At 66.1% G+C, this 20514-nt stretch carries 21 protein-coding genes and 1 tRNA gene; 11 read left to right on the top strand and 11 right to left on the bottom strand.

Features of this window, described 5'->3' with window-relative positions:
• The 3 genes from secD (at position 1) to NFE57_RS05700 (ending at position 3033) form a co-directional block, all read left to right on the top strand.
• Positions 1-1602, top strand: coding sequence for a protein translocase subunit SecD (secD, locus tag NFE57_RS05710; protein WP_252134613.1), 1602 nt, complete (start codon positions 1-3; stop codon positions 1600-1602).
• Positions 1603-1687: 85 nt separating this feature from the next.
• Positions 1688-2662 carry a protein translocase subunit SecF gene (secF, locus tag NFE57_RS05705; protein WP_252134612.1) on the top strand — a complete coding sequence of 325 codons (975 nt, stop codon included), beginning with the start codon at positions 1688-1690 and terminating at the stop codon, positions 2660-2662.
• The gene (locus NFE57_RS05700; protein WP_252134611.1) at positions 2662-3033 is read left to right on the top strand and encodes an Mth938-like domain-containing protein; all 372 of its coding nucleotides are present in this window, start codon (positions 2662-2664) and stop codon (positions 3031-3033) included. The genes secF and NFE57_RS05700 overlap by 1 nt, the downstream gene beginning before the upstream one ends.
• Positions 3034-3088: 55 nt before the next feature.
• On the opposite strand, the gene NFE57_RS05695 is transcribed toward NFE57_RS05700, so the two are convergent.
• Positions 3089-4261 carry a glycosyltransferase gene (locus tag NFE57_RS05695; protein WP_252134610.1) on the bottom strand — a complete coding sequence of 391 codons (1173 nt, stop codon included), beginning with the start codon at positions 4259-4261 and terminating at the stop codon, positions 3089-3091.
• A 98-nt stretch (positions 4262-4359) separates the two neighbouring features.
• On the opposite strand from NFE57_RS05695, the gene NFE57_RS05690 reads away from it, so the two are divergent.
• A complete protein-coding gene (locus tag NFE57_RS05690) occupies positions 4360-4989 on the top strand; it encodes a DedA family protein (RefSeq protein ID WP_252134609.1) in 630 nt (209 codons plus the stop codon).
• A 113-nt stretch (positions 4990-5102) separates the two neighbouring features.
• Here NFE57_RS05690 and NFE57_RS05685 read toward each other — a convergent pair whose 3' ends face one another.
• Positions 5103-5387: a chorismate mutase gene (locus NFE57_RS05685; protein ID WP_252134608.1), complete on the bottom strand. Its 285-nt coding sequence runs from the start codon at positions 5385-5387 to the stop codon at positions 5103-5105.
• Positions 5388-5494: 107 nt separating this feature from the next.
• Between NFE57_RS05685 and NFE57_RS05680 the strand changes: the two genes are divergently transcribed.
• A complete protein-coding gene (locus NFE57_RS05680) occupies positions 5495-6508 on the top strand; it encodes a polyprenyl synthetase family protein (RefSeq protein WP_252134607.1) in 1014 nt (337 codons plus the stop codon).
• Here the strand turns inward: NFE57_RS05680 and NFE57_RS05675 are convergent.
• On the bottom strand, positions 6502-7173 hold the full coding sequence (locus tag NFE57_RS05675) for a uracil-DNA glycosylase (protein ID WP_252134606.1): 672 nt from the start codon (positions 7171-7173) through the stop codon (positions 6502-6504). The two genes, NFE57_RS05680 and NFE57_RS05675, sit on opposite strands and share 7 nt — an antisense overlap.
• 23 nt (positions 7174-7196) lie before the next feature.
• On the opposite strand from NFE57_RS05675, the gene folK reads away from it, so the two are divergent.
• A complete protein-coding gene (gene folK / locus NFE57_RS05670) occupies positions 7197-7682 on the top strand; it encodes a 2-amino-4-hydroxy-6-hydroxymethyldihydropteridine diphosphokinase (RefSeq protein ID WP_252134605.1) in 486 nt (161 codons plus the stop codon).
• A 17-nt stretch (positions 7683-7699) separates the two neighbouring features.
• A tRNA-Lys gene (locus tag NFE57_RS05665) sits at positions 7700-7775 on the top strand.
• A gap of 78 nt (positions 7776-7853) precedes the next feature.
• Here the strand turns inward: NFE57_RS05665 and NFE57_RS05660 are convergent.
• Both NFE57_RS05660 and NFE57_RS05655 read right to left on the bottom strand, forming a co-directional pair.
• Positions 7854-8282: a DUF4429 domain-containing protein gene (locus NFE57_RS05660; protein ID WP_252134604.1), complete on the bottom strand. Its 429-nt coding sequence runs from the start codon at positions 8280-8282 to the stop codon at positions 7854-7856.
• 35 nt (positions 8283-8317) lie between these two features.
• On the bottom strand, positions 8318-8596 hold the full coding sequence (locus NFE57_RS05655) for a hypothetical protein (RefSeq protein ID WP_252134603.1): 279 nt from the start codon (positions 8594-8596) through the stop codon (positions 8318-8320).
• 122 nt (positions 8597-8718) lie between these two features.
• On the opposite strand from NFE57_RS05655, the gene NFE57_RS05650 reads away from it, so the two are divergent.
• A complete protein-coding gene (locus NFE57_RS05650; protein ID WP_252134602.1) occupies positions 8719-9447 on the top strand; it encodes a phosphatase PAP2 family protein in 729 nt (242 codons plus the stop codon).
• Between the two features lie 70 nt (positions 9448-9517).
• Here NFE57_RS05650 and NFE57_RS05645 read toward each other — a convergent pair whose 3' ends face one another.
• A complete protein-coding gene (locus NFE57_RS05645) occupies positions 9518-10345 on the bottom strand; it encodes an HpcH/HpaI aldolase/citrate lyase family protein (RefSeq protein ID WP_252134601.1) in 828 nt (275 codons plus the stop codon).
• Between the two features lie 131 nt (positions 10346-10476).
• Here NFE57_RS05645 and NFE57_RS05640 point away from each other — a divergent pair, with 131 nt between their 5' ends.
• Positions 10477-12603, top strand: a complete 2127-nt coding sequence (locus tag NFE57_RS05640; RefSeq protein WP_252134600.1) for a TonB-dependent receptor — start codon at positions 10477-10479, stop codon at positions 12601-12603.
• Between the two features lie 123 nt (positions 12604-12726).
• Here NFE57_RS05640 and NFE57_RS05635 read toward each other — a convergent pair whose 3' ends face one another.
• From NFE57_RS05635 to NFE57_RS05625, 3 genes are all read right to left on the bottom strand, one after another.
• Positions 12727-13725 carry a glycosyltransferase family 2 protein gene (locus NFE57_RS05635; RefSeq protein ID WP_252134599.1) on the bottom strand — a complete coding sequence of 333 codons (999 nt, stop codon included), beginning with the start codon at positions 13723-13725 and terminating at the stop codon, positions 12727-12729.
• A 159-nt stretch (positions 13726-13884) separates the two neighbouring features.
• Positions 13885-15975 carry a RelA/SpoT family protein gene (locus NFE57_RS05630; protein ID WP_252134789.1) on the bottom strand — a complete coding sequence of 697 codons (2091 nt, stop codon included), beginning with the start codon at positions 15973-15975 and terminating at the stop codon, positions 13885-13887.
• 187 nt (positions 15976-16162) lie between these two features.
• Positions 16163-16477, bottom strand: coding sequence for a CC_3452 family protein (locus NFE57_RS05625; RefSeq protein WP_252134598.1), 315 nt, complete (start codon positions 16475-16477; stop codon positions 16163-16165).
• Between the two features lie 115 nt (positions 16478-16592).
• On the opposite strand from NFE57_RS05625, the gene NFE57_RS05620 reads away from it, so the two are divergent.
• Positions 16593-17084, top strand: coding sequence for a winged helix-turn-helix transcriptional regulator (locus NFE57_RS05620; protein WP_252134597.1), 492 nt, complete (start codon positions 16593-16595; stop codon positions 17082-17084).
• A gap of 27 nt (positions 17085-17111) precedes the next feature.
• Here NFE57_RS05620 and NFE57_RS05615 read toward each other — a convergent pair whose 3' ends face one another.
• Together NFE57_RS05615 and NFE57_RS05610 are read right to left on the bottom strand one after the other, a co-directional pair.
• Positions 17112-17396, bottom strand: coding sequence for a DUF2061 domain-containing protein (locus NFE57_RS05615; RefSeq protein ID WP_252134596.1), 285 nt, complete (start codon positions 17394-17396; stop codon positions 17112-17114).
• 4 nt (positions 17397-17400) lie between these two features.
• Positions 17401-18609 (bottom strand): LL-diaminopimelate aminotransferase, encoded by a 1209-nt coding sequence (locus tag NFE57_RS05610; protein ID WP_252134595.1) that lies wholly within the window; start codon positions 18607-18609, stop codon positions 17401-17403.
• Between the two features lie 107 nt (positions 18610-18716).
• Here NFE57_RS05610 and NFE57_RS05605 point away from each other — a divergent pair, with 107 nt between their 5' ends.
• Positions 18717-20456 (top strand): PHA/PHB synthase family protein, encoded by a 1740-nt coding sequence (locus tag NFE57_RS05605; RefSeq protein ID WP_252134594.1) that lies wholly within the window; start codon positions 18717-18719, stop codon positions 20454-20456.
• Positions 20457-20514: the final 58 nt, after the last annotated feature.

The raw sequence follows: 20514 nt of genomic DNA, 5'->3' as shown, positions 1-20514 counted from the left end.
ATGCTCGATTTTCCGCGCTGGAAGATCACCTCGATCGTCGCCTTCATTGTGGCGCTGATGCTGTTGGCGGTACCGAGCTTCTTCCCCGAAGAACAGACCGCCAAATGGCCGATCCCGCATCCGCGGGTCAATCTGGGTCTCGACCTTGCCGGCGGCAGCTATCTGCTGCTCGAGGCCGATACCAAGGATCTCGCCAGCTCGCGGCTCGAACAGATGCGCGAGCAGGTGCAGGCCGAAATGCGCCGCACCCAACCGCGCATCGGCATCGGCGACATCTCGATTCGCGGCGGCAAGCTCAGCTTCATGGTGCGCGACGCGAGCCAGGTCGATGCCGCGCGTGAACGCCTGCTCGGGATCACCGGCAGCGGCGCGGGGATGACCGGCCAGCGCCAGTGGAATGTCGAGGTCGTCGATACCTCGCGCTTCGTGCTCACCCCCACCCAGGCCGGGCTGACCGAGGCGATCACCACCGCGATGGCCGACGCGACCGAGGTCGTGCGCCGCCGGATCGATGAACTCGGCACCAAGGAACCGACGATCATCCAGCAGGGCAGCGACCGGATCGTCGTGCAGGTGCCGGGCCTGCAGGATCCGCAGGCGCTCAAGGCGCTGCTCGGCAAGACCGCCAAGCTCGAATTCAAGATGGTCGACATGAATGCCGACCCCGCCGAACTCGCCAAGGGCAACGCCCCGATCGGCTCCGAGATCGTCCCCTACCCCGGCAACCCGATGGGCACGCCGGTGATCGCGGTGAAGCGCGCGACGATTATCGAAGGCAGCCAGTTGGTCGACGCCCGGCAATCGTTCGAGCCGCAGACCAACGCGCCGATCGTCGACATCACCTTCAACGGTGAGGGCGGCAAGCGCTTCGCGCGCGTCACGCGCGAAAATACCGGCAAGCAATTCGCGATGATCCTCGACAATCAGGTCATCTCGGCGCCGTCGATCAACGAGCCGATCATGGGCGGCAAGGCGATGATCAGCGGCAATTTCACCGTCGATACCGCCAACGAACTTGCGATCGCGCTGCGCTCGGGCAAGCTGCCGGTGCCGCTCAAGGTGGTCGAGGAACATACCGTCGGCCCCGATCTCGGCGCCGATTCGATCCGCGCGGGCATCCTGGCCTCGGTGATCGCCACCGTCGCGGTCATCGTCTTCATGTTCGTCACCTACGGCCGGTTCGGCGTCTATGCGAACCTCGCCGTCATCATCAATCTGTTCGTCATCGTCGGCGTGATGGCGCTGATGAACGCGACGCTGACGCTGCCCGGCATCGCCGGGTTCGTGCTGACGGTGGGCACCGCGGTCGATGCCAACGTGCTCATCAACGAACGCATCCGCGAGGAACGCCATCGGGGACGCAACGTCGTCCAGGCGGTCGAGCTAGGCTATAAGGAGGCCAGCCGCACGATCTTCGAGGCGAACGTGACCCATGCGATCGCGGGTGTCATCATGCTGCTGCTCGGCTCCGGCCCGATCAAAGGCTTCGCGATCGTGCTGCTGATCGGGATCGCCACGTCGGTGTTCACCGCCGTCACCTTCACGCGGATGATGGTCTCGATCTGGCTCCGCCGCAATCGCCCCAGCGATATTCACATATGACCATGCTGCCATCATCCCACCGAAAGCCGGGGGCTCCCCATGACAAAGAGATGTCGGCTGTGGCTGGCATGACGAGGATGTCGCCATGCGCCTTCTGAAAATGGTTCCGGACGATACCAATATCGATTTCGTCCGCCTGCGCCACGCCGCGTTCACGATCACCGCGCTGCTGACGATCGCCGCGATCGCGCTCGTTGTCGTACGCGGGCTCAACATGGGCGTCGATTTCGTCGGCGGGCTGATGATCGAGGAGAAGTTCGAATCGCCGCCGCCACTCGACGAGGTGCGCAAGACGATCGAACAGCTCAACGTGGGCGAGGCGACGCTCCAGCAATTCGGCGATCCGCGCACGATCTCGATCCGCCTGCCCGCGCCCGAAACCACCGACGAGGGCGCGACCAACGCGATCGTGAGCAAGGTCGAAAACGCGCTTGCCGCCGAATTTCCGGGCGCCACCTTTTCACGCTATGCGACCGTCTCGGGCAAGGTTTCGGGCGAACTGGTCCGCGATGGCATCCTTGCGGTGATTCTCGCGGTGGTGGGGATCGGCCTGTTCGCGATGTTCCGATTCGAGTGGCAATTCGGTGTCTCCACCGTGGTCGCGATTCTGCACGACGTGCTGATGGCGATGGGCTTCTTCGCGCTGTTCCGAGAATGGCTGGTGTTCGATCTCACGATCGTCGCCGCGGTGCTGACGATCGTCGGCTATTCGATCAACGACAAGATCGTGATCGATGACCGTATCCGGGAAAACATGCGGCGCTATCGCAAGATGGACATGCGCCAGATCGTCAACCTCTCGGTCAACGAGACGCTGCCGCGCACGGTGATGACCTCGGTGACGATCCTGCTCGCGCTGGGCGCGCTGCTGATCTGGGGCGGGCATGTGCTGCGTGGTTTCACCGCGGTGATGATCCTCGGCGTGATCGTCGGCACCTATTCGTCGGTCTACGTCTCGTCGTCGCTGCTCATCACGCTCGGCCTGCGTGCCGAGCCCCCCATCGACAAGCCGGGGGCGGTCGCCAATGCCGAGCGCGTCGGGCCCAAGAGCGGGGGGTGATGCGGATCGACCGTGAGGCGGGGGCCGGCGGCCCGATCGTCACCGGCTTCACCGAAGGCGGGTTCAAGGTTGGCGAGGCGATCCACCACGCGCTGATGATCACGCCCGAGGCGGCGACCGACTGGACGCCGCCCCCGCTCGCGGCGTTGGCCGTGGCGGATCTCGATGCGATCCTCAACCGCGATCCGGCGCCCGAGTTTCTGCTGCTCGGCACCGGCGCCGATCTCGTCCGCCCCGCGCCCGCGTTGATCGCCGCAATCGAAGCCCGCGGGATCGGGGTCGAGGCGATGTCGAGCCGCGCCGCCGCGCGTACCTGGGGTGTGCTACGCGCCGAGGGCCGCGAGATCGTCGGCGCCTTTTATCCGTTATAATCCGTTTCAGGTTCCCTGAAACAGTGGCGGCACCAGCCCGCTCCACATAAGTGGATCAAACCCTGCGCTGCGCGACCAGTCCTGATAAATGCGCATAAAGTGCGGCGGTGTTCGCCTCCCAGGTGAAGGGCAGCGCCGCCTGACGCACCGCGAGCGGCGATGGCGGATGCGCGAGCAGATCGCGAATCGCCGCCGCAAAAGCGGGCGCCCCGCGCGCAACGACGCGCCCCGCATGCTCGTCACGCACCAGTTCGCGCGCGCCGCCCGCATCGGTGATCACCACCGGGGTGCCGCAAGCGAGCGATTCGACCCAGGCATTGGCAAGCCCTTCGGACGATGACGCGAGCGCGCTGACATCGGCGGCCGCGATCAGCCGCGGCAGATCGTCATGCGGGACCGCGCCGAGCAGGCGGACCCTTGCCGCCAGCCCCAACCGCGCGATCAGCGCCTCGAGCCGGCCCCGTTCAGGGCCCTCGCCCGCGATCCATAAGGTCGCATCGGGCACCGCGCGCATCGCTTCGATGACGATCGCATGCCCCTTGCGCTCGATCAGCGCGCCGATCGACACGACGAGCGGCCCCGCCACGCCGAGCGCGGCCTTGGCGACGGTGCGATCGAGCGGCGCGAAGCGATCGAGATCGACCCCCGTGCGATGCACGCGGATGCGCGCTTCGGGCAGGCCAAGCGCCACCATGTCGCGCTTCATCGCCTCGGACACCGCGAGCATCCCGTCCGCCGCTTGCCCGGCGGCGATCACCTGCCCCGCCGTGAGGCCGTGCCCCCAATGGTGGATATCGGCGCCGCGCGCCTTGATCGACACCGGCACGCCGTAGCGCCGGCCAAGCGCCACCGCTGCGGGCCCATCGGGAAAGAAGAATTCGGCGTCGATCACGTCGAAGGCGAAGCCATCGCGCAGCGCATCGAGCATCGGCACCAACGCGCGCACCAGCGCCGCGCCGTGCCATCGCCCCCCCGTCCCCGGCAGCGTCACGAAGCGCGGGCGCCGGGTTTCCAGCCCCTTCCATATCTCATGCTCGGGCACCCCCCCGCGCGCGCGATACCGCGGATGGCGCGCCAGCGGCCAGGGCGGCAGCCCGATCGGCGCAACCAGCCGCAGATCGACATCGGGATGCGCGGCGAGCCCCAGCGTCTGGCGTTCGACGAACACCCCGAAATTGGGGCGCGTCGCATCGGGAAACAGGGTAGCAAGGGTCACCACGCGGAGCATTGCCGACGCCATAGCGCGAGAAGGTTAAAGCTATCCGTGCCTTGCGCGCGCAGATGGGGCTGGAAATTTTTCCCCGGATCATGAATGCGCGACCGGGCATGATCGAACACATCCTCGGCTGGCTCGCCGGCATCATCATTTCCGTCATCTCGGCGACGGGCTATCTCGGCATCCTGATCCTGATGGCGATCGAATCGGCGTGCATCCCGCTGCCGTCCGAAATCATCATGCCCTTCGCGGGCTATCTGGTCTCTACCGGGCAGTTCAACCTGATCCTCGCGGCAACCGCGGGCGCGCTCGGCTGCAATCTCGGCTCGATCGTCGCCTACGAGGTGGGCAAGCGCGGCGGGCGGCCGCTGATCGAGCGCTGGGGCAGGTTCGTGCTGATCGGGCCCGGCGAACTCGACGCCGCCGATCGCTTCTTCGCGCGCTGGGGCTCGATCGCGGTGCTGATCGGGCGATTGTTGCCGGTGATCCGCTCGTTCATCGCCTTCCCGGCGGGCATCGCGCGGATGCCGCTCGGCAAATTCCACCTCTACACCTTCATCGGGTCGTGGCCGTGGTGCTTCGGCCTTGCCTGGCTGGGCATGGTGCTCGGCGACAGATGGGATAGCGACCCCAGGCTCAAGGCGGCGTTCCACTCCGCCGATGCCGTGATCCTCGCGGTGCTGGTCTTGGGGACCATCGCCTATATCACGCACCGCTGGCGGGGCGTGCGGCGCGGCTAGAGTGATTTCGAGCCAGATGGAATCATCGGGCGACTCGGAAATGACGGCGAACAAAAGATAATCCAGAGTCGGTCCGGTTCACTGAGAACCGGACCGACTCTGATCTTCCGCGCTCAGCCTTCGTCGCGCAGGCTTTCGTGGTGGCGAATCACCTCGTCGATGATGAAACGCAGGAATTTCTCGGAAAATTCGGGGTCGAGATCGGCCTCGTGCGCCAGCCGGCGCAGCCGCTCGATCTGGCGTTCCTCGCGCGCCGGATCGGCGGGCGGCAGGCCTTCGGTCGCCTTGTAACGCCCGACCGCCTTGGTGATCCTGAACCGTTCGGCGAGCATGAAAACGAGCGCCGCGTCGATATTATCGATGCTCTGTCGGAACTGGGCCAGCGTCTCGTCGGTCATTCATGGGGCTCCTTCGCCGGATCGCGCGGCCTTTTGGGCACGGCGCCGCGCGTAAGCAACCCCAAACGCTTGCCTTTGGCCCCGTTCCCCGCCACATCGCCTCTACGATGACCGCGACGATCCACCGCCTCGACGGCCGCCCGCAACCCTCCCTCGAGCCGATGATCGCGCTGGTGGCGGGAGAGCTCAACCTCGTCAACGCGGTGATTCTCGACCGCATGCAATCGCAGATCCCGCTGATCCCCGAGCTTGCCGGGCATCTGATCGCGGGCGGCGGCAAGCGGATGCGGCCGATGCTGACGCTCGCGAGCGCCGCGCTGCTGGACTATACCGGCAATCGCCACCACCGCCTCGCCGCGGCGGTCGAATTCATCCACACCGCGACGCTGCTCCATGACGATGTCGTTGACGGATCGGACCTGCGCCGCGGCAAGCGCACCGCCAACATCATCTGGGGCAATGCGGCGAGCGTGCTCGTCGGTGACTTCCTGTTCTCCAAAAGCTTCGAGCTGATGGTCGAGGACGGCAGCCTCAAGGTGCTCAAGATCCTCTCCAACGCCAGTGCAGTGATCGCCGAGGGCGAGGTCAACCAATTGACCGCGACGCGCCGGATCGATCTCGGCGAGGAACGCTATCTCGACATTATCGGCGCGAAAACCGCGGTGCTGTTCGCCGCCGCGTGCCGGATCGCCGCCGTCGTCGCCGAGCGCGAGGAAGCCGCCGAGACCGCGCTCGACGCATATGGCCGCAACCTCGGCATCGCGTTCCAGCTCGTCGACGACGCGATCGATTATATTTCCGACGCCGATACGATGGGCAAGGATGCCGGCGACGACTTCCGCGAGGGCAAGGTCACGCTGCCCGTCATCCTCGCCTACGCGCGCGGCAACGATAGCGAGCGCACGTTCTGGAAGGATGCGATCGAGGGCCGCCGATCGAGCGACGACGATTTCGCGCACGCCGTCCGCCTGATTCGTGACAGCCGCGCGGTCGACGACACGCTCGCGCGCGCGCGCCATTACGGCCAGCGCGCGATCGACGCATTGGGCATGTTCGGATCGGGCCGCGCCAGGGATTCGATGGTCGAAGCGGTCGAATTCGCGATCGCGCGCGCTTATTGAGCCGCGTCGAGTTCGGCCTTCACCTCGAGCGCCCGCGCGAACACCGCCTCGAACATCGCCGTCGTCAGCCGGCCGGTGTTGGTGTTGTAACGCGAGCAATGATAGCTATCGATCAGCACCCGCCCGCCGGGCAGCCGGTGCTCGGCGAGGTGGCCGAAGCGCGCCTTGGGCAGCCGCCCGCCGAGTGCCTTCACCGTCGACCGATGCGCGATCTCGCCAAGCGCGATGAAGATGCGTGCCGCGGGCAGCGCCGCGATCGGCGCGTCGAGGAACCGGCGACAGGTGCGGATTTCTTCAGGTGTCGGCTTGTTGTGCGGCGGCAGGCAGCGCACCGCGTTGACGATCATCGCGCCGCGCAGCGCCATCCCGTCGTCGGGCCGGGCGGCATATTGCCCCTCGGCCAGCCCGAACGTACCGAGCGTCGCATAGAGCAGCGCCCCCGAATCATCGCCCGTAAACGATCGCCCGGTACGATTGGCACCCTGCTTGCCCGGCGCGAGCCCGACGATCACCAGCCACGCGTCGCGATCGCCGAACGCGGGCACCGGCGCGTTCCACCAGTCGGGGAATTGATCGCGCAGTTCGTCGCGCAGCGCGACAAGGCGGGGGCACAGCGCGCAATCACGCGCTGGCTCGGTGGCGGGTAAAGGACTTGGTGGCGGCATCCTTCCCGGATAGGCAGCGCACGATGGCAACGGCAAGCTATGTTGTGGCGCTGGGTTCGAACCGGCGCGGCCGGCACGGGGGCCCGCACGCGGAAATCGCGGCGGCGCTGGCGGCGATCGGCGGGGTGATCGCGGTGTCGCCGATCGTGTCGACGCCCCCGCTCGGCCCGTCGATCCGCCGCTTCGCCAATGCCGCCGCGCTCATCGCCAGTGACGAGGCGCCCCCCGCATTGCTTACCCGCCTCAAAGCCATCGAACAGGCGTTCGGGCGGCGGCGCGGGCGGCGCTGGGGGGCACGCGTGATCGATCTCGACATCATCCTGTGGTCGGGCGGCGCATGGGCGGACACGCGGCTGATCGTGCCGCACCGCGCCTTTCGCGAGCGCGGCTTCGTGCTCGATCCGCTGGGCACAATCGTGCCCGATTGGCGCGATCCGGTGACGGGGCTCACCGTCCGCCAGCTAATGCATCGCAGACATGCGGTTGACCGCCGCGCGCGCGATGCGTAACGCCGCGCGGATGGTGCGGGTCCGTAGCTCAGTCGGTAGAGCAAGCGACTTTTAATCGAGAGGTCCCGGGTTCGAATCCCGGCGGACCCACCATCCTTCAAGCCACGCGCATGATACCGGATCGGCGCGCGGCCATGGTCCGCTGCCGAGCCAGCCCGGACTACCGCAGGCCTATCCCAGCAGCCGGGCCTTTTGTTGCGCGAATTCCTCGGGCGTCAGGATGCGCAGATTGGCCAGCTTGGCCAATTCATCGGCCACCGAAACGGATGCCGTGGCTACGCCGGGATGCTCGATCCGCGACTGAACGAAATCACGCAACGCGCGAAAGGCATCGGCGGCGGCGCGGTCGAATTGCAGCGCGTTCTCGTCCTGATTGATCTGGCCGATCCATTCGACCCCACCCTTGATCGAGAATTGAATATAACCCGACAGCCAGGTTCCAGGCTCGCGGAACTGGATCGCCGTGATGCTCGAAAACGGCAGGCGCTTGTCGCCCTTGAAGCCGTGATAAAGCGCGCGATAGGCGATGGTCACACCATCCTCATCGACCGTGATCGACTTGGTCTGCCCCTTCAGCGTCTGCCCGACGATTGCATTCATGCCCCGCCCCCCGAAGCGTCAAAAGCCGTTTTCTGTCAGTGCGCGGCCGGTGCTCCGACTTTGCGGTTGAGCGGCAGCAGATGGTCCATCCGCTCGCGCACGCGTTTCTCGAAATCGGCCTGGGTCTGGGATCGCGGTCGCGCGCCTGCGACATCGGCGATGATCGCCTCGCGGATGCGCTCGACCGCGTCATGGCCGAGCACCCGCGCGTCGAGCAGTTCCTTGAGCAGTTGAAGCAATCCCACCGCGCTCCCTGCTGCGCGCATGCCGATCGCATCGAGATCGGCGCGCACGCGATCGCTATCGCTCTGCATCCATCCCCTCCTTTTTGCCTCGCCACAGCGTAACAGGGGCAGGCGTACGCGCAAGGCTGCCGGAGTTGGCGGGCGGCACCGGCCCGCTTCCACCCAAGGGGAACACCCTCTAAGAGCCCGCCATGGAGCACCCCCACCTTCCCCGCGCGCAAGGCGCCGACGCCGCCGGGCATCTCCCCGACGCGGTGCGTCATCCCCCCTGGCTGCTGTGGGCGGCGAGCGGCCTCGCGATCGCGACCGCGATCGTGGCGCTGGTCGGCTGGATCATCGATCGCGGCCACGCCTTCGCCTTCGATCGGTCGATTCTGCTCGCGATGCGGCGCACGGGCGATATGCCGCACCCGATCGGCCCGGCCTGGCTCGAAGGGCTGATGATCGACATCACGACGCTGGGCGGTGGCCTGACATTGACGCTGATCGTGGTGCTGACGGTGAGTTTCCTCGCGATCCGGCGGCTGTGGCTCACCGCCGGGCTGGTGGTGACGGCAACCGTGCTGGGCTCGCTGGTGATCCATATCGCCAAGGAGGTGATCGCCCGCCCGCGCCCACAGGTCGTCGACCATCTCGTCCATGTCTCGTCGCTGAGCTTCCCGAGCGGGCATTCGGCGAACAGCGCAATCGTCTATCTCACGATCGCGACGCTGCTGGTGCAGATCGTCGACACGCGCGCCGCGCGCAACTTCATTCTCATCACCGCAGGGCTGCTCGTCGCCGCGATCGGGTGCAGCCGCGTCTATCTGGGGGTCCATTGGCCCACCGACGTGCTCGCCGGCTGGAGCTTCGGCATCTTCTGGGCGCTCGGCTGGTGGGCGCTCGGCGCGTGGATCAGGATCCGGCGCTCGGTGGATTAGGGGACGAATTCAAGCATGTCCCGTTCGTGCTGAGCTTGTCGAAGCACCGTTCTTCTTGTGGCGCGAGCGCCTAAAGACCCAGCAGCCGCCGCGCCGCCTTGAGGTGCGGCGCATCCACCATCCGGCCGTCGAGCGATAGCGCCCCCGCCCCCGGATGGGCCGCGAACAGATCGACGATGCGGCGTGCGTGCGCGATCTCGTCGTCGCCCGGCGTGAAAGCGGCGTTGATCACCGGCACCTGCGCGGGGTGGATCGCCATCATCCCCGTAAAGCCGTCGCGGCGCCCGCGCGCGGCATATGCGGCCAGCCCGTCGAGATCGCGGAAATCGGGATAGACCGTCTCGATCGCCGGCACGCCTGCGGCATGCGCGCCGAACAGGGTGAGCGACCGCGCAAGTTCATACGGCGGCGTATAGCGGCCGTCGGCCTCGCGCGCGGTGATCGCGCCGATCGCGGCGGGCAGGTCCTCCGCCCCCCAGGTCAGCCCCGCCAGCCGATCGGTGATGCCGCCATAGGTGCCCGTCGAAAAGATCGCCGCCGGGGTCTCGGTCGCGATCGGCAGGATCAGCATATTTTCGGGCAGCCACGCATCGAGTGCCTTGAGCGACGACGCCCCTTCGGCCTTGGGCAGCACGATCCCGTCGGGCGCGCCGCCAAGGATCGCGGCGAGATCATCGGCGACGAAATCGCTGTCGAGCGGGTTGATCCGAACGAACAGGGTCATCGTGCGCTTTCGGGCAAGCAACGCCGCCACCGCCGCACGCGCGGCGGGCTTCGCATCGGGGGCCACCGCATCCTCGAGATCGAGGATCAACGCATCGGCACCGAGCCCCAGCGCCTTTTCCATCCGCTCCGGCCGGTCCCCCGGCACGAACAGCAGCGAACGCAGACGGGGCATAAGGGTCTCCGGACAATATCGGCCGATCCGCTAGCACGCCGCCGGGGTGCGACAAAAGCCCGATCGGGTCTTGTAATACTATATCATCACCTGTACCGCAGCGCACAACAGTCGTTCAGGGAGTTTGGTGCATGCTGATCCGTTCGCTTCTTCTCGCCGGGGTGGCGCTGTCCACCACGCCCGCTGCCCATGCGCAGACGGCGGGCGACAGCGATGAGGCGACGCCATCGAACATCATCGTCACCGCACCGCTCGAACAGAGCGAGGCCGATGTGCTGTCGGGCACCTCGATCGTCAGCGGCGACGAGCTTACGCGGTCGGTGAAGTCGACAATCGGCGAGACGCTGGCGCGCCAGCCCGGCGTGACGGCAAGCTCGTTCGGCCCCAACGCCTCGCGCCCGATCCTGCGCGGTTTCCAGGGCGATCGCGTGCGCGTGCTGACCGACGGGATCGGCGCGATCGACGTCTCGAACACCTCGGCCGACCACGCGACGATCATCAACCCATTGCTCGCCGAACGCATCGAGGTGTTGCGCGGTCCTTCTGCGCTGCTGTTCGGCTCCTCGGCGGTAGGCGGGGTCGTCAACGTGATCGATCGCCGCATCCCGCGCAGCGTGCCGCGCGATGGCTATCGGCTCGATGGCATCGCAGCCTATGGCTCGGCGGCCGAGGAACGCTCGATCGGCGGCGCGGGCGATATCGCGATCGGCGATCACCTCGTGCTCCACGCCGATGGATCGTATCTCAAGACCGACGACCTGCGCATCGGTGGCCACGCGCTGAGCACGGCCGCACGCGCCGCCGCGCTCGCTGCCAGCCACGTGCCGGCCGACCCCGGCGCCGAACCGATCGATTTCGCCGCCAACGCCGCGATTCGCGGGACGCTGCCCAATACGGCCGCCGAGACATGGACGGCGGGTGCCGGTGCCGCGTGGATCACCGACGTCGGCAATCTCGGCATCTCATACAGCCATTACGACAGCCTCTATGGCATCCCCGTCCGCTACGCGACCGAGCCCGGTCAGGAACAGGAAGCGCCGCGCCTCGATGTCGTCCAGAACCGCTTCGACGTACGCGGCGAGGTCGATGCCGGCGGCGGGCTGCTCGACAAGATCCGCTTCCGCGCCGCGGCCGCGCATTATCGCCATTTCGAACTCGAGGAAGATAATTCGGTCGGCACCGCTTTCTACAATGACGGGCTCGAGGCGCGGCTCGAACTCGTCCAGGCCAAACACGGCGGCTGGCAGGGCGCGACCGGCGTCCAATATTTCTCGCGCGATTTCGATGTCGAGGGCGACGAAGCCTTCCTGCCGCGCAATTCGACCAGCCAATTGGGCGTGTTCACGCTCCAGCAACTCGTCGCCGGCCCGATCAAGGCCGAAGCCGGGCTGCGCTATGAGACCACCAAGGTCGCCGCGCATCTCCCAGCGGGCGATCAGCGCTTCTTCGGCGGTGCGCGCCGGTTCGAGGCGGTATCGGGCTCGCTCGGCGCGTCCTACGATCTCGGCGGGCAATGGCGGATCGGCCTCAACGGCTCGCGCACCGCGCGCGCGCCGACCGCCGAGGAACTGTTCGCCAACGGCGCCCACGCCGGCACGCAGGCCTATGAACTCGGCAATCCCGACTTCAAGGTCGAGAAAAGCTGGGGGCTGGAGGCCACGCTCCATCACCATAGCGACGCGTTCAGTGTCGACGCGTCGGCTTATTACAACTGGTTCTCGAACTACATCTACGAGAACCAGGTCACGCAAAGCATATGCGAGGCAGCGGCGGCCCCCTCGGGCCGCACGGTCGACCTGCCCTGCTACCGGATCGGTCAGGCCGACGCGCGCTATTACGGCTTCGAGATCGATGCCTCGGCCCGGCTCGCGACGCTTGGCACCACCGCGATCATCGTCGACGGGCTCGCCGATTACGTCCACGCCACCGTGACCGGCGACGGCCCGGTGCCGCGCATCCCGCCGCTGCGGCTGCTCGGCGGGATCGAGGCACAAAACGACGCCGCGACCGGCCGGATCGAGGTCGAACACAGCTTCAAACAGGATCGCATCGCCGATTTCGAAACCGCGACGCCGGGCTATACGATGGTCAACGCCTCGCTGTCGCTACGCCCGTTCGGCGCGGGCAACCGAACCAGCCTGGTGCTGAGCGCGAACAACATCTTCGACGTCAATGCGCGGCGCCATTCGAGCTTCCTCAAGGATTTCGCGCCGCTGTCGGGCCGCGATCTCCGCGCGACGCTGAAATTTGGTATTTGAGGGGGATTAAGAGCCGCTGAATCCCCGAGCGGCGCCGGCCCGCTCCCCCACCCCACCTCCCATTCAGTATACTGCCATTGGGAGGTGGGGTGGGGGAGCGGGCCGGCGCCGCAACCAACAATATCAATCGTCAGGCGCCACCGCGGGCGTCGGCGCGGCGCGGTATCCGAGCCGCGCCGCGCCCTGCACCGGCCCGGCAATATCGGCGACGAGATAGAGCGGCCGCCGCTTGGCCTCGATATAGAGCCGCCCGAGATATTCGCCGATCATGCCCAGCACGAACATCTGCACCGCGCCCAACAGGACGACCACGAGCATCGTCGAGGTCCAGCCCTGCACCGCCGAACCGGTCGCCCACCCGAAGGCGATGTAGATCAGCAACAGCAGCGAGGCGCCCGTCAACAACAGCCCGGCATGGCTCGCGAGCCTGAGCGGCGCGGTCGAAAAGCCCGTCACCGCGTCCAGCGCCAGCCGCACCATCTTGCCCAAAGGATAATTGGTCTCGCCCGCGTGGCGCTCGGCGCGATCATAAGCGAACGGCACCTGGCGGAAGCCGATCCACGCCACCATCCCGCGGATGAAGCGCGCCTGTTCGGGCAGCGACAGCAAGGCATCGAGCGCGCGCCGGCTCATCAGCCGGAAATCGCCGGTATCGAGCGGGATCGGCGTGTCGGTCAGCCGGTCGAGCAGGCGATAGAACAAGGAAGCGGTGGCTTTCTTGAACCACGTCTCGCCGTCGCGGCGGCGGCGCACCGCATAGACGACATCGGCTTCCTCGCGCGCCATCGTCGCGCGCATCTCGGCGAGCAGTTCGGGCGGGTCCTGCAGATCGGCGTCGATAATCAGGATCTCGGCACCGCTGCACAGGTCGAGCCCGGCGGTAAGCGCGAGCTGGTGGCCGTGGTTGCGCGACAGGTTGATCGCAACGAGGTGCGGATCGTCCGCCGCCAGCCGCCGCATCACCGCCCAGCTCGCATCGCGCGAGCCGTCGTTGACGAGGACGATCTCATAATCCTCGCCCACCGCGCCGCGCGCCGCGGCGCTCACACGCGCGTGCAACGTCGCGAGGCAGCCTTCCTCATTGTAGCAGGGAATGACGATCGACAGGGCGGGACGGTGCATGGTCGCTGAGCTTTAGCGGCTGATGACGCCCGCGTCATCGGGTTCGTTGCGGCGTCATTCTTTGGGGTTGCCGCATCGGCCCGCTTCTCCACCCCGCCTCCCATACAGCATAATAACTTGGGTGGTGGGGTGGAGAGCGGGCCGGTGCCGCTGGCCAACCTATACCCGTTCCGCCTTGCTGACCGCCTCGGCGGCGCGCAGCGCGGCGAGCACGCGCACCAGATGCGCGGCGTCATGCACCTCGAGATCGATCGTGTTGGTGTGAAAGGTCGTGTCGCGGGTATCGAGACGCAGGTTGATGATGTTCGCCCGCTGCGCGCCGATGATCGTCGCGAGGACGCCGAGCGCACCCGGCTCGTTCTTCACCTCGACGCTGATCCGCGCGGTGCCGCCTTCCGAATCGTCGCCCCAGGCGAGATCGATCCAGTCGACATCCTCGCCATCGACCAGCCGGCTGCAATCGATGCTGTGGACCTCGATCCCCTGCCCCGGCCGCCTCAGGCCGACGATCCGGTCGCCGGGCACCGGGTGGCAGCATTCGGCAAGCGTATAGGCGACCCCCGGCGTCAGCCCCTTGATCGAGATCGCGGTCGATTGCGGCGGCATCTCGCGCGTCGCCGCGGCGCTGGCCGAACCGGGCATCAGCGCGTCCATCACCTCCTCGTCGGTGATCGTGCGCCGCGCGATCGCTTCCATCAGCGCGGTCTCGTCGGCAAGCTTCAAGCGCGCGATCGCATTGTCGAGCGCATCGGCGGCGATCGCCGCGGGCAAGCGCTGGGCGATATCGTCGAAAATCTTGCGGCCGAGCGCGAAGGTCTCGTCGCGCTCCTTGTTGCGCAAATGGCGGCGGATCGCGGCGCGCGCCTTGCCGGTGATCGCGAAATTGAGCCAGTTGCGCTGCGGCGTCTGCGCGTTCGAACGCAGGATCTGCACCTGATCACCATTGGCGATCGCCGTCCTGAGCGGCACGACGCGACCGTTGATCTTGGCGCCCACCGCCTGATCGCCGAGGTCGGTGTGCACCGCATAGGCGAAATCGATCGGCGTCGCGCCCTTGGGAAGCTGGAACAATTCGCCCGCGGGGGTGAAAGCGAAGATGCGATCCTGATACATCGCCATGCGGGTGTGTTCGAGCAGTTCCTCGGGGCTGCCCGCGGTATCGAGGATTTCGATCAGGTCGCGAATCCAGCGCACCTGCGTATCGGGGCGCACCGCGTCATGCTTGTACGCCCAATGCGCGGCGAGCCCGAATTCGGCCTGCGCATGCATGTCATGAGTGCGGATCTGGACCTCGATGCGCATCGTATTGGCGTGCATCACCGTGGTGTGCAGCGACCGGTAGCCGTTGCGCTTGGGGGTCGAGATATAATCCTTGAACCGCCCCGGCACCACCGGCCAGCGGCGGTGGATCACGCCGAGCGCGCGATAGCATTCCTCCTCGGTGCCGACGATCGCGCGAAACGCCATCACGTCGGAGAGCTGTTCGAGGCTGACATGGCGCTCGGACATCTTCTTCCAGATCGAATAGGGATGTTTCTCGCGCCCCGAAATCTCGGCCTCGATCCCCGCGCGCGCGAGCAATTGCTCAAGCCCGCTCGAAATCTTCTCGATCCGGTCGTGATCACCCTCGCGCAGCGCATCGAGCCGTTTGGTGATCGATTCATACGCTTCGGGCTCGATCTCGCGGAAGGCGAGCGTCTGCATCTCCTTCATGAATTCGTACATGCCAATCCGCTCGGCGAGCGGCGCGTAGATCTCCATCGTCTCGCGCGCGATCCGGCGGCGCTTCTCCTCGCTGGAGATGAAGTGGAGCGTGCGCATATTGTGGAGCCGGTCGGCGAGCTTGACCAGCAGCACGCGGATATCGTCGGACATCGCCAGCAGGAATTTGCGCAGATTCTCCGCCGCGCGCTCATTCTCGGTCTGCGCCTCGATCGACGAGAGCTTGGTGACGCCGTCGACCATCCGCGCGACATTGGCGCCGAACAGCTTGCGGATCTCTTCGGGCGTGGCGACGGTATCCTCGATCGTATCGTGGAGGATCGCGGTCGCGATCGTCTCGTCGTCGAGATGGAGATCGGTCAGGATGCCCGCGACTTCGATCGGATGGCTGAAATAGGGATCGCCGCTGGCGCGCTTCTGGCTGCCATGGGCGTGCATCGAAAAGACATAGGCGCGGTTGAGCAGCGCCTCGTCGGCTTGAGGATCGTAGCCCAGGACCCGATCGACCAGTTCATATTGCCGCAACACGCCGCCAAGATGGGGCCGCGCCGTGCCGCTTTGCAACATGAATTGCGTTTGGGTCGAACGAATCGGACACGGCGCCGCACCCCCATGCCCTCGCCGCCACCCCGGACCATCATATCGACAGGGTGGTGACGGGCGGGAGCGGACCCGCGCCCCCGCCTCGCACATGATCAAACGCTAGCCGGGTGCGTCACTTCGCCTTGGCGTTGCACTTGGCGAGCGCGTCGGCGTCGAGCGCGGTGCCGCCGGCGGCAAAGGCAGCCAGCGGGCCGACGCTGCTCGCGACGCGTTCGCACACGAAAACGTCGCGTTCGGGCGCGCGGGCGGCGGTGCAGACCGCGCCGTCGCACGACCAGGCGGTGCTGCGGGTGACGAAATTGGCCTTGGCCGGCGCCTCGAGCGCGGTGGCGACATAATAGCTACGCGACTGGGCATAGCCCGCCGTCGCGCCCAGCAGCGAGAGCGAGGTGGCGACAACGGCGGCGACAGGAACCAAACGCAACATGATGTCCTCCACAAAATAAGTTGCGAATCGCCACTTAGTTATTGCAGATGCGAGTTGCAAGTGGAAACTTATAACCCATTTCCAACCCTCGAAAATTGGGATAGGCTGCACCTTCATGGCAGGTAAATTGCGCGAACCTCTTCGGGATCTGGCCGAATGCAGCCTGCCGGCGGCACTCGAGGCGATGGGTGAGCGCTGGTCGTTCCTCATCCTGCGCGCGGCGTTCAACGGGCTCTATCATTTCGAGGAATTCCAGTCCGAATTGGGGATCGCGCGCAACATCCTCGCCAACCGGCTGTCGCGGCTGGTCGAACACGGCATTTTGATGCGCACGGCGATGCCCGAGGATCGCCGCAAGATCGAATATCGCCTCACCGACAAGGGCGCCGCGCTGCTGCCGACGATGATCGCGCTCAGGCAATGGGGCGAGCGCTGGGAGACCGGCATCGCCGCCACGCCGGTTCTGGTCGACGCGCGCGACCGTCGCCCGATCGGCCCGATCGAGGTGCGCGCGCATGACGGCCGCGTCCTCACCAAGCAGGAATTGATCTGGTCGCTGCCCGAGGACATCGCCGATACCCCGCCCGAGGCCCAGGCCGCCGAATAAGTGCCGGGTTCGCCCCGGCGCTACCGCCTACCGCGCGCCTTCCATGTCGAGTACCGCACCCTCACCCGATGAATCGCGCCGTTCGTCGGGATGCCGGCGGTGCCCCCAATGCACCAGCGACCAGGCACGTTCGTGGAAATAGAACAGCACGATCTTGGTAAACACCTCGGTGCCGGCGATCGACGCCGCTGCCGTGGTGCTGCCGGTGAACACATAGCTCAACACGAAGGTGTCGATACTGCCGAGCACGCGCCAGCTGATCGCTTTCAACAATGATCGCGGATGGCTTTCGACGCCCCGGAACAGGAACATGCGGTCAGCCGGTCCGCTGCGTGGGCGTGTTGACGCCCATGCTCTGAAGATAACGCTTCACGTTGCGCGCCGCCTGGCGCAGCCGCTGTTCGTTTTCGACCATCGCGATCCGGACATAGCCTTCGCCATTTTCGCCATAGCCCACGCCGGGCGCCACCGCGACCTTGGCCTCGGTGAGCAATTGCTTGGAGAATTCGAGGCTGCCGAGATGCGCGAGCGCGGGCGGCAGCGGGGCCCAGGCGAACATCGACGCGGGTGGGCTCGGGATGTCCCAGCCGGCGCGGCCGAAACTCTCGACCAGCACGTCGCGGCGCTTGTGATAGAGCGCGCGATTCTTCGCGACGATGTCCTGCGGGCCGTTGAGCGCGGCGCACGCCGCCGCCTGGATTGGCGTGAACGCGCCGTAATCGAGGTAGGATTTCACCCGCGTCATCGCCGCGATCAGCTTCTTGTTGCCGACCGCGAACCCCATCCGCCAGCCCGCCATCGAATAGGTCTTCGATAGCGAGGTGAATTCGACCGCAACCTCCTTGGCGCCTTTGACCTGCAGGATCGACGGCGTCGGCTTGCCGTCGAAATACAGCTCGGAATAGGCGAGATCGGAGAGGATCCAGACCTGATTCTCGCGCGCCCAGGCGACCAGTCGCTCGTAAAAGGCAAGATCGACCGTCTCGGCGGTCGGGTTCGACGGATAATTGACGACGAGCACGCTCGGGCGCGGCACGGTGAAATTCATCGCGCGTTCGAGGCTCTCGAAATAGGCGTCGTCGGGCGTGGTCGGCACCGCGCGGATCGTCGCGCCGGCGATGATGAAGCCGAAGGTGTGGATCGGGTAGCTCGGGTTGGGCGCCAGCACGACATCGCCCGGCGCGGTGATCGCGGTGGCGAGGCTCGCGAGCCCCTCTTTCGACCCCATCGTCACCACCACCTCGCTCTCGGGATCGAGATCGACCCCGAAACGGCGCGCATAATAGCCCGCCTGCGCGCGCCTGAGCCCGGGAATCCCCTTCGATTGCGAATAGCCGTGCGCATCGGGCTTCCTCGCCACTTCGCACAATTTCTCGATGACGTGATCGGCCGGCGGCAGATCGGGATTGCCCATGCCGAGATCGATAATGTCCTCGCCTGCCGCCCGCGCCGCTGCCCGCATGCCGTTGACCTCGGCGATGACATAGGGCGGCAGCCGCTTGATGCGGTAGAATTCCTCGGACATTTCATCCTCCGTGGCCGGCACGCGGAGATCGCGCGACGCGGGGGCGTTGGTATACGGAGAGGAAAGCGCGCATGCCAGAGGAGATGCCAAAGGAGATGTCAGAGGAGATGAAGGTGGCCGACCAACGCGATACGGCGTCGATCCCGAGCCTCGAAGACATGCAGCATTGGACGTGGGTGATGGGCCGCGCGCAGCAGATGATGCTCGAACACGGCCTCCACACGCTCGACGATACGCCCGCTTTGCCGACGATCCCCGGCTTCACCGACAAAGCGACGATGGCGCGCGCGCAGGAATTCTGGCTGGATAGCATGAAATTGTGGCAGCGCTTCCTCGATCCCGCTGCCACACCCGCCGCCACCGAATCGCCCGAACACGCACACGACCGCCGCTTTCAGGCACCGCAATGGCACGACAATCCGGTATTCGACTGGATTCGCCAGAGCTATTTCCTGATCGCCGATCACTTGCTGCGCAGCGTCGAGGCGATCGACGGCATCGGCCCGCACCAGAAAGAGCAATTGCGCTTCGCGACTCGCAGCTTCGTCGAAGCGATGAGTCCGACCAATTTCCCCGCCACCAACCCCGAAGTGCTCGAACGGACGATCGAGACGCGCGGCGAGAATCTGCTGAAGGGGCTCGCCAACATGCTCGCCGATCTCGGCAAGGGGCAGGTGACGCACACCGACTCGGGCGCGTTCGAGGTCGGCCGCAACATTGCGACGACGCCGGGCAAGGTCGTCCACCGCACGCCGGTCTACGAACTGATCCAATATACGCCGAGCACCGCGCAGGTGACGGCGACGCCGCTCGTCATCTTTCCGCCATGGATCAACCGCTTCTACATCCTCGATCTCCGGCCCGAGAAAAGCTTCGTCAAATGGGCGGTCGACCAGGGGTTGAGCGTGTTCATGGTCTCGTGGAAATCGGCCGATGCGTCGATGAAGGACATCACCTGGGACGATTATGTCACCGCCCAGATCGATGCGATCGACACGATCCGCGACGCGCTGGGGGTCGAGAGCGTCCACGCGATCGGCTATTGCGTCGCCGGCACGACACTCGCGGCAACGCTGTCGGTGCTCGCCGCACGCGATCAGGCCGCGCACGTCAAAAGCGCGACCTTCTTTACGGCACAGGTCGATTTCGCGCGCGCGGGCGAACTCAAACTGTTCGTCGATGACGATCAACTGGCGCTGATCCGGAAACTGTCACCCGACGGTTTTCTCGACGGGCGCTTCATGGCCGCGACCTTCAACCTGCTGCGCGGGCGCGACCTGATCTGGAACTACGTCACCAACAATTACCTGCTCGGCAAGGATTACGTGCCGTTCGATCTGCTCCACTGGAACGGCGATACCACCAACCTGCCCGCCAAATGGCACCTGAGCTATCTGACCGATCTCTATCGCGACAATTTGCTTGTCCAGCCCGGCGCGCTGACGATCGCGGGCACCCCGCTCGATCTGTCCCGGATCAAGACCCCGGCCTATGTGCAGGCTGGCCGCGAAGACCATATCGCACCTGCCGAAAGCGTCTGGAACCTGACCCGCCACCTCCAGGGGCCGATCCGCTTCGTGCTCGCCGGTTCGGGGCACATTGCAGGCGTGGTCAACCCACCCGCCGCGGGCAAATATCAATATTGGACCAACGAGACGCTGGGCGACACGCTCGGCGATTTCGTCGCCGGCGCAACCGAAACCAAGGGCAGTTGGTGGCCCGACTGGATCGACTGGCTCAAGGCGCACGATCCCGAAACCGTCCCCGCCAAGCGCGCGCGCGTGCCCGGCAAGGGCAAGCTCAAGGCAATCGAGGATGCGCCGGGCAGCTATGTGCGCGCGCCCTGATCGCATGTCGCGCGCGTAGTGTCTTGCACCGGTCATCAAAGCGGCAGAGGATATCAGG

It is taken from the genome of Hephaestia sp. MAHUQ-44 (genome assembly GCF_023806085.1).
In the GTDB taxonomy this organism is placed as follows: domain Bacteria; phylum Pseudomonadota; class Alphaproteobacteria; order Sphingomonadales; family Sphingomonadaceae; genus Sphingomonas.
This window is presented reverse-complemented; position numbering and strand designations above follow the sequence as displayed.

Bases quoted from the DNA above. Each gene is read 5' to 3' on its own strand.
- NFE57_RS05690 (WP_252134609.1), top strand. From the start codon at position 4,360: ATGATCGAACACATCCTCGGCTGGCTCGCCGGCATCATCATTTCCGTC.
- NFE57_RS05655 (WP_252134603.1), bottom strand. From the start codon at position 8,596: ATGCAGAGCGATAGCGATCGCGTGCGCGCCGATCTCGATGCGATCGGC.
- secF (WP_252134612.1), top strand. From the start codon at position 1,688: ATGCGCCTTCTGAAAATGGTTCCGGACGATACCAATATCGATTTCGTC.
- NFE57_RS05645 (WP_252134601.1), bottom strand. From the start codon at position 10,345: ATGCCCCGTCTGCGTTCGCTGCTGTTCGTGCCGGGGGACCGGCCGGAG.
- NFE57_RS05700 (WP_252134611.1), top strand. From the start codon at position 2,662: ATGCGGATCGACCGTGAGGCGGGGGCCGGCGGCCCGATCGTCACCGGC.
- NFE57_RS05675 (WP_252134606.1), bottom strand. From the start codon at position 7,173: ATGCCGCCACCAAGTCCTTTACCCGCCACCGAGCCAGCGCGTGATTGC.
- NFE57_RS05685 (WP_252134608.1), bottom strand. From the start codon at position 5,387: ATGACCGACGAGACGCTGGCCCAGTTCCGACAGAGCATCGATAATATC.
- folK (WP_252134605.1), top strand. From the start codon at position 7,197: ATGGCAACGGCAAGCTATGTTGTGGCGCTGGGTTCGAACCGGCGCGGC.
- NFE57_RS05635 (WP_252134599.1), bottom strand. From the start codon at position 13,725: ATGCACCGTCCCGCCCTGTCGATCGTCATTCCCTGCTACAATGAGGAA.
- NFE57_RS05605 (WP_252134594.1), top strand. From the start codon at position 18,717: ATGAAGGTGGCCGACCAACGCGATACGGCGTCGATCCCGAGCCTCGAA.
- NFE57_RS05610 (WP_252134595.1), bottom strand. From the start codon at position 18,609: ATGTCCGAGGAATTCTACCGCATCAAGCGGCTGCCGCCCTATGTCATC.
- NFE57_RS05680 (WP_252134607.1), top strand. From the start codon at position 5,495: ATGACCGCGACGATCCACCGCCTCGACGGCCGCCCGCAACCCTCCCTC.
- NFE57_RS05695 (WP_252134610.1), bottom strand. From the start codon at position 4,261: ATGCTCCGCGTGGTGACCCTTGCTACCCTGTTTCCCGATGCGACGCGC.
- NFE57_RS05660 (WP_252134604.1), bottom strand. From the start codon at position 8,282: ATGAATGCAATCGTCGGGCAGACGCTGAAGGGGCAGACCAAGTCGATC.
- NFE57_RS05615 (WP_252134596.1), bottom strand. From the start codon at position 17,396: ATGTTCCTGTTCCGGGGCGTCGAAAGCCATCCGCGATCATTGTTGAAA.
- NFE57_RS05640 (WP_252134600.1), top strand. From the start codon at position 10,477: ATGCTGATCCGTTCGCTTCTTCTCGCCGGGGTGGCGCTGTCCACCACG.
- secD (WP_252134613.1), top strand. From the start codon at position 1: ATGCTCGATTTTCCGCGCTGGAAGATCACCTCGATCGTCGCCTTCATT.
- NFE57_RS05625 (WP_252134598.1), bottom strand. From the start codon at position 16,477: ATGTTGCGTTTGGTTCCTGTCGCCGCCGTTGTCGCCACCTCGCTCTCG.
- NFE57_RS05620 (WP_252134597.1), top strand. From the start codon at position 16,593: ATGGCAGGTAAATTGCGCGAACCTCTTCGGGATCTGGCCGAATGCAGC.
- NFE57_RS05650 (WP_252134602.1), top strand. From the start codon at position 8,719: ATGGAGCACCCCCACCTTCCCCGCGCGCAAGGCGCCGACGCCGCCGGG.